The following is a 9,358-nucleotide window of genomic DNA, read 5'->3' on the forward strand; positions in this document are numbered from 1 at the left end:
CAGTAAAACCGGAGTCAAAATCCTCCAAAGGTTTACCCTACATACTCCGACGCCTTTTGTCAATGGGGGAACTTCAGGTTAATTAAAGAATATCTATTTAATGAACCGCGCAGGCGCGAAGGAAAAGAAAGAGGAACATAGGCAGATGTTTTCAGGTAAAAACTCTACTTGTAAATGAGAAAAACCTCTTTCTTCTCTTCCTTCGCGCTCTTTGCGTCTTCGCGGTTCGTTTAAAAAAGATATTTGTAAAATTATAATAAGCGTCTGGCGATCGGCAATCGGTAGCAAGTTATAGTTTGAAGGCAGAATCATCAATATAAAAAGATAAAAAAAAGATGACAAATATGGACGCTTACTGGATGCCCTTCACTGCCAACCGACAGTTTAAAGCGAATCCCCGAATATTGGTTTCGGCAAAAGATATGCACTTTACAAGCGATGATAACCGCTCAATTTTAGATGGTACTGCGGGGCTGTGGTGCGTGAATGCAGGACACGCCCGCGAGACAATTGCCGAAGCAGTTAAACAGCAGGTTTTGCGTTTGGATTACTCCCCGGCTTTTCAGATGGGACATCCGGGCGCTTTTGAATTAGCGGAACGTTTGGTAAAGATGATTCCGGGCAATTTCGATCGCGTTTTCTTTACTAATTCGGGTTCGGAATCTGTAGAAACTGCTTTGAAGATTGCAATTGCTTATCACCGGGTGAAAGGTGAAGGAACTCGCCAACGATTAATCGGTAGGGAACGCGGCTATCACGGCGTTGGTTTCGGGGGAATTTCTGTCGGCGGTATCGGTACAAACCGCAAGTTTTTTGGCAGTTTGCTCACGGGAGTCGATCATTTGCCTCACACTCACAATCTCGAACACAATGCTTTCAGTCGCAAACAACCGGAATGGGGAGCGCATTTGGCGGATGAATTGGAGCGGATTGTCGCTTTGCACGATGCGTCTAATATTGCAGCGGTAATTGTCGAACCGGTGGCTGGTTCAACAGGTGTTTTGATTCCGCCGAAAGGTTATTTAGAGCGGCTGCGGGCGATTTGCGACAAGTACGGAATTCTGCTGATTTTTGATGAGGTAATTACCGGATTCGGGCGTTTAGGTTCCAGTTTTGCAACGGAATATTTTGGGGTGGTTCCCGATATTGTGACGGCAGCGAAAGGGATAACTAACGGTACGGTGCCGATGGGGGCGGTGTTTGTGAAACAAGGCATTTATGATGCTTTTATGAATGCTCCTGAAAATGCGATCGAGCTTTTTCACGGTTATACTTATTCTGGTCATCCTCTGGCTTGTGCGGCTGCTTTGGCGACGCTGGATATTTATGAGGAAGAAAGGCTGTTTGAACGAGCCGATAAGATGGCTGGTTACTGGGAAGATGCGGTGCATTCTTTGAAGGGGGTGCGGCACGTAATTGATGTCCGCAATCTGGGACTGGTGGCGGGTATTGAGTTGGAATCTCTTGCTGGAAAGCCGGGGAAACGGGCTTTTGATTGTTTCTTGCAGTGCTATGAAAAAGGGTTGTTAATTCGGACTACGGGTGATATTATTGCTTTGTCGCCACCGCTGATTATTGAGAAGGAACATATCGATCGCATTGTGGAAATTTTGACAGGGGTTTTGCAGGAAATGGAGTAGGATTTAACGAACCGCGAAGGCGCGAAGGACGCGAAGGAAGAGTAAGAAGAAGATAGGTAGATGTTTTCAGGTAAAGACTGTAGTTGGAAAGGAGAAAAACCTCTCTCTTTTATTCCTTCGCGCTCTTTGCGTCTTCGCGGTTTGTTCAAATAATTAAAAAGCGCTATAATAATTAACAACTAACGACGAATGACGAATAACTATGGTGCAATTAACTGCAAAAATCTCTGCTAACGAGTTGGCAAATTTGGCTGTAGATTTGATTCGGAAAACAGGTTGCGAGTACGGTGATGTGCGTTTTTGCAGTTACCGAAGGCAGAATCTTTACGCGCGCGATCGATCTTTAAGTCAACTGTCAGATAATGTAAGTTCCGGTTTTGGCGTGCGAGTGCTTCTTGACGGCGCTTGGGGGTTTGCCGCCAGTCACAGCAAAACACCCGCAGAGGTTGCAAGAATAGTCGCTTTGGCTGTAGAAATCGCGAAAGGCAGCCGATTAACTCAAAAGGAACCGGTGCGGTTGGTGCCTGTCGAAAAATATGTCGATACCTACATTACTCCCATCGCCATTGACCCTTTTTCTGTACCCGTTGCTGAGAAAGCGGAACTGCTGCTAACTATCAACGAGAAGCTACTAGCACACGGCGCACAAGGCATCAAAAAAGCTTCTTCTTTTTTGCAGTTCAGCCGCGAAGACAAGGTTTTTGCTTCCACAGAAGGCTCGCTAATCGAACAAACAATCTACCGCAGCTATCCGGGTTTTAGCTGTACAGCAATTGCGGGTGGCGATGCCCAAAGTCGCAGTTACGATCGCCCGCCGCTAAATATCGGTTACGAACATATTAATCCCGATGATTTGTTGAGTCAAGTCGAAAGAGTTGCGGCCGAAGCTATTGAGAAAGTCAGCGCTCCAAAAGTCCCGGCTGGTATTTGCAAATCCCTGATTCTTAAGCCGACAAATTTGTATTTGACAATTCACGAATCGGTCGGACATCCAACTGAATTAGACCGGGTTTACGGCTACGAATCTAATTTTGCTGGCACGAGCTTTGCTACTACTGATAATTTAAATAAACTGCAATATGCTGCACCTTGGGTGAATTTTAAGTGCGATCGCACTCAACCGGGCGGCCGCGGTACAATGGGTTACGATGATGAGGGCGTAAAATCACAAGAGTGGTACGTTGTCAAGGATGGAATTTTAGTTGATTATCTCACTGACAGAGAGACGGCTTATCGCCTCGGACGTGCCAGCAGCAACGGTTCTGCTTACGCTGACAGTTGGTCGAGCGTGCCGATGGTGAGAATTCCCAATTTGGGATTGGAGCCGGGCCCGGATGGCGGCAGCCATACTGCTACTTTGGCCCAGATGATTGCGGATACGGAAGACGGGATTTTAATCGACGGTATGGGTAGTTATTCGATTGACCAGCAGCGGCGCAATTTTCAATTCGGCGGCGATGCTTTTTGGAAGGTGGAAAAAGGTAAAGTTGTCGGTATGTTGAAGGATGTAACTTATCAGGCGATGACTACTGATTTCTGGAATCAAATAGATGCGATCGGGCCAGCTTCGGAACTGGTTCAATGCGGTACGAATATGTGCGGAAAGGGCGAGCCGATGCAGGTTGCTCAAATGACTCACGCTTGTGTGCCGGTGCGAGTGAGGGATATTCAAATTGGGGGAAATTCTTAATTAGATTGTAGGTTTTTAATGTGAAAATTCCAGCGGATGCTATCATACCCGAAGCAAAGTTGACGCGCTATTTACTTGTTCCCAAAGCACAAGATGACAAGTCAAAATTTCTCGCTCAAGGAAGGGGGTTTTAGTCAAGATAACCCAGAAGCTTTGTTAGGAGCCATCCAGTTTTTGATAGCGTCGGCTGAGGCAGTAGAAAATGGTGCTAATGAATTCGGAAAGTTCTTTCGCGCCGAAGGTGAGTTGCGAGGGGCTAATGGACGTAATTTAGCAGTTGTTACAATTTGGTTGCAGTGGCAAATTGACGGAACTTTTCATTTTATTACTCTCAAGCCAAAAAAGGAGTCTCGACGTGAAACTTGAACTTTACCAGCGTGTAGCATTGTGTCGGGATATGCCGCTATATCAGCTCAAAAAAGGTGATGTAGCCATGCTAGTCGATCGCGTACCTCATCCAAGGGAAGGCGAAGATGATGGCTGCGTTCTAGAAATATTTAATGCTTTAGGAGAATCGATTTTAGTTGTGGCTGTTTCTCCTTCAGATGTGGAACCTCTGCGAGCAGATGAAGTGTTAGCAGTACGCTCTTTAGTACAGGCGAGTTAACCGTAGTATTGCGGGTAAACCTATTTTCAAATACAACAAATATTCCGGAACTTTAGCTTATGCTCGTAACAACATCGCCCGCACTTTTAAGTGAAGACCAAGCCTTATCTTTACTAGAAAAAGCAGTCAAACTATCCAAAGCAGAGGAAGTATTTGTCAGTCTCTCTACTGGCGAGGAATCTCTTTCGAGATTCTCGGAAAATCAAATCAGCCAAAATATCAGCAAAACTGTATTTAACCTGAGCATTACTAGCTATTTCGGCAACAAAAGCGCCTCTGCTGCTGTTACAGAATTTGATGAAGATGCGATCGCCTCCGCAGTCAAGCGATCGGAAGAATTGGCCCGAATTGCGCCGGTAGACCCCGAATGGATGCCGCTGCTGCCGCCTCAAACCTACGATTTGCCCTCGCCCGCCTTCGACGCAGCAACGGCAACTGTATCGCCTCTAGCGCGGGCAGAAATGGTGCAGCAAGCTTGCGCCATTGCCGGACAGGGGGGCGCTCATGGTTCGGGCACTTTGAGCGCTGATGTGTGGCTGTATGCGATCGCCTCGTCAACCGGACTCCGCGCCTGCAACCAATCTACAGAGGCAGATTTCAGCTTTACTGCTCGCATTGACAACGGTTCTAGCTGGACTCAGAGCACTGCTTGGAGTATCAACGAATTGCCGATCGCCCAATTAGCAGAACAAGTGCTCGATCGGGCGATCGCATCCCGCAACCCCCGCGAAGTCACTCCCGGCATTTATCCTGTAATCTTTGACGGTGCTGCTTTTGCGGATTTGCTACCGTGGGTAATTTGGAGTTTGGATGCGAGGGCGGCGGATGAGGGGCGATCGTTTATGTCGATCGCCGATGCAGAGGGAAAACCAGCGGGAAACCGCGCGGGGGAACAAATTTTCAGCCCGTTAGTGCAAGTGCAGCGCGATCCGGCTCATCCTTTGTTGCGATCTAATACTTTTTTCGGCGACGGATTGAGCAATAACTATTTGGAAATCATCAAAGATGGCGTCCCTCAAAGTTTGTCTTATTCCCGCTACTGGGCCGCACAAAAAGGCAAAGAGGCGAAAGGTGCTTATTACCCGATCGTAATGACAGGTTCCGACCAAAGTTTAGCAGATTTAATTGCTCAAACCGAGCGAGGAATTTTCGTCAGTCGAGCTTGGTACGTGCGCTACGTTAATCCGAAAACATTGGAAGTAACGGGAATGACTCGCGACGGTACTTTTTGGATTGAGGATGGCAAAATTGCTTACCCGATTAAAAACCTGCGTTTCAATCAAGTTTTACCTGATATGTTGCGCGATGTGGATGCAGTTAGTGCGGTGAAGCGTTACGGCGGTAGTGTCGTGCCCGGAGTGCGCGTGAAAGCTTTTAATTTCACGAGTATTACTGACAGTTTGTGACTTGCAAGGGTGAGGTTCGCGGAAACCCACCCGGAGGAGTAAGAATTATTCATATCTCTCTTCTCTTCATCTGCGTTTATCCGCGTCCATCCATTGTCATCTGCGGTTCAGAAATTCTCTTCTTTTAACCGCAGATGAGGGCAGATAAACACAGATTAACGCAGATTAATTAGATCAATTCCGGTTGCAACGTCCGTGATTGTTGACTGTTGACTCGATTTTACAATTCCGATGGTACCGGATTTGATATAATTTAGGGCGATCGATAAAAACCAATTCCCAATTACCAATTACCAATTATCAATGAATCAATATTTTGCTACAGTTGCGCGCGGTTTAGAAACTATTGCCGCCCAAGAATTAGAACGTTTAGGGGCGCAGGATGTTAAGCCAGATTTTACAGGGGTTTACTTTGCGGGCGATCGGGCTTTATTATACCGCGTCAATCTTTGGTCGAGAACAATTTTTAGAGTGCTAATGCCGATCGCCGAATTCCGGTGTTACAACTCGGATATGCTCTACCGCGAAGTGCAGAAAATCCCTTGGGACGAATACTTATATCCCGACAATACTTTAGCAGTAAATTGCACCGGTGGCAACGAAAACTTGAACCACACTCACTTTACAGCTTTGCAGGTCAAAAATGCGATCGCCGACCAACAGCGCCTGCAATTTAACAAGCGTTCTAATGTTGATGTAGAGCATCCAGATTTGCTAATTAACCTTCACATTCATCAAGATAGAGCTATTTTAAGTTTAGACAGTTCTGGCGGCAGTTTGCACCGCCGGGGATATCGACCGGCGATGGGGCTTGCTCCCCTCAAAGAAACCCTAGCTGCGGCTTTGTTGGAGATGGCAGAATGGACGCCAGATTTGCCGTTTTTAGACCCGATGTGCGGTTCTGGAACTTTGCCTTTGGAAGCAACTTTAAAGGGCTTGAATATTGCACCGGGATTGTTTCGAGAAAAGTTTGGATTTATGAGTTGGCGGGATTTTGATGAACCTTTGTGGGATAAATTGTGGGCCGAAGCGGAAAACAGCGAATTACCGGAACTTAAAGAGGTGATTGCAGGGTGCGATCGCGATTCCGATATGTTAACTCAAGCTCGCACGAACGCGCAGCAAGCTGGTATTTCCGGTAAGATTCAGTTTGCTCAAACCGAGCTATCTCAGTTGGAAGCACCCGCAGACAGAGGCGTTCTGATTTGCAATCCTCCCTACGGAGAGCGCCTGGGAGATGCTAGCGAATTGGGAGATTTGTACAAGATGTTGGGGGATATTTTCAAGAATCGTTTTAAAGGTTGGAATGCCTTTATTTTGACTGGAAATAAGGAGTTGGGTAAAAAAGTTGGGCTGAGAACATCGCGGCGAATTCCGGTTTTTAATGGCTCGATTCCGTGTACTTTACTCAAATATGAACTGTATTAAATGTTTATAGAACATATCTGACTAAACTTGACAATAGCCAATATTAATTGAAGAGGCTAGGCTAAATGAAAATCTTTAAAATTGACGACCACAAACTCATCTTAGGAGATGTGTTAGAAGTGCTTGGCAGTGAAATCCCAGACAACTCAATCGATTTAATTTTTGCCGATCCTCCCTATAATATTGGCAAAGATTTCAATGGTTTTAAAGACACGTGGGAATTTGAAAACGATTATTTAGAATGGAGTTATAGTTGGTTAAACTTATGTGTTAACAAGCTCAAGCATAACGGCAGTTTGTATCTAATGGCGTCAACTCAAAGTATGCCCTACTTTGATTTATATTTGCGCGATCGTTTAACAATCCTTTCTCGAATAGTGTGGTATTATGACAGTTCGGGAGTACAAGCCAAAAAATATTACGGTTCTCTGTACGAACCAATTTTATATTGCGTCAAGGACAAACGAAATTATACATTTAATTCCTCAGATATTCTGGTAGAGGCAAAAACCGGAGCTGTTAGAAAACTAATTGACTACCGCAAGGCTACACCATCAGTATATAATTCTAAAAAAGTTCCCGGTAATGTCTGGGAGTTTCCGCGAGTTAGATATCGTATGCCTGAGTATGAGGAACATCCTACTCAGAAACCAACATCTTTGTTAGAAAGAATTATCAAAGCTAGTAGTAATGAGGGCGACGTTGTACTAGATATATTTTCCGGAACTTTTACAACATCATTTGTTGCCAAGCAGCTTAACAGAAAGTCAATCGGCATAGAATTACAAGAAAAATATCTACAAATAGGATTGCGGAGGTTGCAAATTACTCCGGATGAGAGTGAAGAGAATCTGATGTCTGAAGTCAACTCCGGTGAAGTTTCGCCACAGCAGCTAACACTCAACTTACAACTCTAATAAAAATGGAACATGAATTTACAAAAATAATTAAGACAATTTTAGAGGATAAGTTGGGCGAGGTGGGGGATCAAATCTTCGATGAAAGCCAGCTAATTTCATATTTGAATATCAAGACTAAATCTTCAAATAAAGGCTCAAAATCAAGAGGAAGTTTTGCCAACTTATACGCAATATATGTTTTAGTTGAAGATTATTTGGTGAAAAATTTTCATCAGACAGGAATGTATTCAGATTATGAAGGTGCAGTTTATACGAATCTTTTTAAGAGACAGCGTGAATTACCATTCGGGAAAAAGCTTCAAAATCATGGCTTGAACCATAGGATGAATGAAGAATTTAAAAGATATTTTCCCACTTGTGAGTACATCCCAATTTTGAGAAATCAGAAAAATAACAGGTATTGGTTTAACGAAAATTTATTAAAAGTCAAAATCAATGAGAATGAACACAATATAGCAGAAACAGTAATCCACATAATTGATGCTTACGTTGAAGCTAAGAGAGATAGCTTTGAAAAGTTTATTCAAATTTGTAAAGATGCTCAAAGATTGACAGAGGCTCAAGTCAGAGAATTTATAAAACAAATGGTAGCGCCAAATGTAGATGCTCGAATTTTCGAGATAGTCAGCTACAGTATATTAAAATACTACTACAATGACCGAGTTATTTATTGGGGTTATGCACTAGACAGACTCCAGCAAGAAAATTTAAAGCTGTTTAAAACAGGTAGGACAAATGCTAATGATGGGGGAATTGACTTTGTAATGAAACCGCTAGGACGTTTTTTTCAGGTGACTGAAACTGTAGATGTAAATAAATATTTCCTAGACATTGATAAAATTGAAAAGTATCCGATAACATTTGTAGTTAAATCTTTAGATTCAGATAGTGAAATTAAATCAAAGATTGAAGCACAAGCTCGAAAGCTCTATTCCATAAATGCTATAGTATCTCAGTACATGGAATGTATAGAAGAAATAATCAATGTTCCTATTCTGATAGAAAGATTTGAACAAGCTGTTGCCAAAGGGTACTTAAGCAATATATTGAGCGAGATTATTAAGCAGAGCAGATTAGAATTTAATTATGAAGATCAGGAAGAAAGTCGGGAAATTGAATTATTAGACGTTGCTCTAGAGGATGAATGATTTAGTCATAAAGTCCGCCTGCTTTAGACAATTATTGTTTCCTTGCCTTTAACATCTACACCGGCAAAAAAGAAACGTGAGCGGAAACAATCTTCCACCCTTGAGGAAACTTGCGCCACATCTGACTTTGCCGCCCCAGCCGCACCACTCCATCCATTACACGGCGAAATTCCAGCGTCACAGCCGCCGTGTCTGCATCGAAAGTCACGACTTTGAGGTTGAACATTTCTCGATCGACATTTACAGGCGATCGTCCTTTGCGAAAAGCCCTCACCTCATCGCTCCCGTAGAGGTTCTCCGTCACCCCAAACCGCACGACTTCCGGCGCATCCCAGAACAAATTATCGAGAGTTTCAATATCATTCGTACAAAGAGCTTTTTCGTATTTTAAATATAGTTCAGTTAACTCAGTCACCACAGCATAATCATTGATAACAGTCATTCGATTTTAGATTTTAGATTTTAGATTTTAGATTTTAGATTTTAGATTTTAGATTTTAGATTTTAGATTTTAGATTT

Annotated in this window: 9 protein-coding genes; 8 read left to right on the plus strand and 1 reads right to left on the minus strand. The window is 43.6% G+C overall.

Features of this window, described 5'->3' with window-relative positions; genetic code table 11:
- Positions 1-335: 335 nt before the first annotated feature.
- The 8 genes from Q5691_RS26795 (at position 336) to Q5691_RS26830 (ending at position 8,839) form a co-directional block, all read left to right on the plus strand.
- Entirely contained in the window at positions 336-1,640 is a 1,305-nt protein-coding gene (locus tag Q5691_RS26795; RefSeq protein WP_333348187.1) for an aspartate aminotransferase family protein, read from the plus strand.
- A gap of 202 nt (positions 1,641-1,842) precedes the next feature.
- On the plus strand, positions 1,843-3,330 hold the full coding sequence (locus tag Q5691_RS26800) for a TldD/PmbA family protein (RefSeq protein ID WP_333348190.1): 1,488 nt from the start codon (positions 1,843-1,845) through the stop codon (positions 3,328-3,330).
- Positions 3,331-3,423: 93 nt separating this feature from the next.
- Positions 3,424-3,696: a DUF6883 domain-containing protein gene (locus Q5691_RS26805; RefSeq protein ID WP_333212992.1), complete on the plus strand. Its 273-nt coding sequence runs from the start codon at positions 3,424-3,426 to the stop codon at positions 3,694-3,696.
- Entirely contained in the window at positions 3,686-3,937 is a 252-nt protein-coding gene (locus tag Q5691_RS26810; RefSeq protein WP_333144873.1) for a DUF4926 domain-containing protein, read from the plus strand. Before Q5691_RS26805 ends, Q5691_RS26810 begins: the two co-directional genes overlap by 11 nt.
- A 59-nt stretch (positions 3,938-3,996) precedes the next feature.
- Positions 3,997-5,343, plus strand: a complete 1,347-nt coding sequence (locus Q5691_RS26815) for a TldD/PmbA family protein (protein WP_333311054.1) — start codon at positions 3,997-3,999, stop codon at positions 5,341-5,343.
- Positions 5,344-5,646: 303 nt separating this feature from the next.
- Positions 5,647-6,771, plus strand: a complete 1,125-nt coding sequence (locus Q5691_RS26820; RefSeq protein ID WP_333212994.1) for a THUMP domain-containing protein — start codon at positions 5,647-5,649, stop codon at positions 6,769-6,771.
- Between the two features lie 65 nt (positions 6,772-6,836).
- The gene (yhdJ, locus tag Q5691_RS26825; RefSeq protein ID WP_333212995.1) at positions 6,837-7,688 is read left to right on the plus strand and encodes an adenine-specific DNA-methyltransferase; all 852 of its coding nucleotides are present in this window, start codon (positions 6,837-6,839) and stop codon (positions 7,686-7,688) included.
- Positions 7,689-7,693: 5 nt separating this feature from the next.
- A complete protein-coding gene (locus Q5691_RS26830; protein WP_333311051.1) occupies positions 7,694-8,839 on the plus strand; it encodes a restriction endonuclease in 1,146 nt (381 codons plus the stop codon).
- Positions 8,840-8,894: 55 nt separating this feature from the next.
- On the opposite strand, the gene hpxZ is transcribed toward Q5691_RS26830, so the two are convergent.
- Positions 8,895-9,281 carry an oxalurate catabolism protein HpxZ gene (gene hpxZ / locus Q5691_RS26835; RefSeq protein WP_333348193.1) on the minus strand — a complete coding sequence of 129 codons (387 nt, stop codon included), beginning with the start codon at positions 9,279-9,281 and terminating at the stop codon, positions 8,895-8,897.
- Positions 9,282-9,358 lie beyond the last annotated feature (77 nt).

Origin of the sequence: Microcoleus sp. w1-18aA5 (assembly GCF_036701705.1) — a bacterium.
Taxonomy (GTDB): Bacteria; Cyanobacteriota; Cyanobacteriia; order Cyanobacteriales; family Microcoleaceae; genus Microcoleus.

Coding starts and splice junctions, on each gene's coding strand:
- Q5691_RS26830 (WP_333311051.1), top strand. CDS start 7,694: ATGGAACATGAATTTACAAAAATAATTAAGACAATTTTAGAGGATAAG.
- hpxZ (WP_333348193.1), bottom strand. CDS start 9,281: ATGACTGTTATCAATGATTATGCTGTGGTGACTGAGTTAACTGAACTA.
- Q5691_RS26805 (WP_333212992.1), top strand. CDS start 3,424: ATGACAAGTCAAAATTTCTCGCTCAAGGAAGGGGGTTTTAGTCAAGAT.
- Q5691_RS26800 (WP_333348190.1), top strand. CDS start 1,843: ATGGTGCAATTAACTGCAAAAATCTCTGCTAACGAGTTGGCAAATTTG.
- yhdJ (WP_333212995.1), top strand. CDS start 6,837: ATGAAAATCTTTAAAATTGACGACCACAAACTCATCTTAGGAGATGTG.
- Q5691_RS26820 (WP_333212994.1), top strand. CDS start 5,647: ATGAATCAATATTTTGCTACAGTTGCGCGCGGTTTAGAAACTATTGCC.
- Q5691_RS26815 (WP_333311054.1), top strand. CDS start 3,997: ATGCTCGTAACAACATCGCCCGCACTTTTAAGTGAAGACCAAGCCTTA.
- Q5691_RS26795 (WP_333348187.1), top strand. CDS start 336: ATGACAAATATGGACGCTTACTGGATGCCCTTCACTGCCAACCGACAG.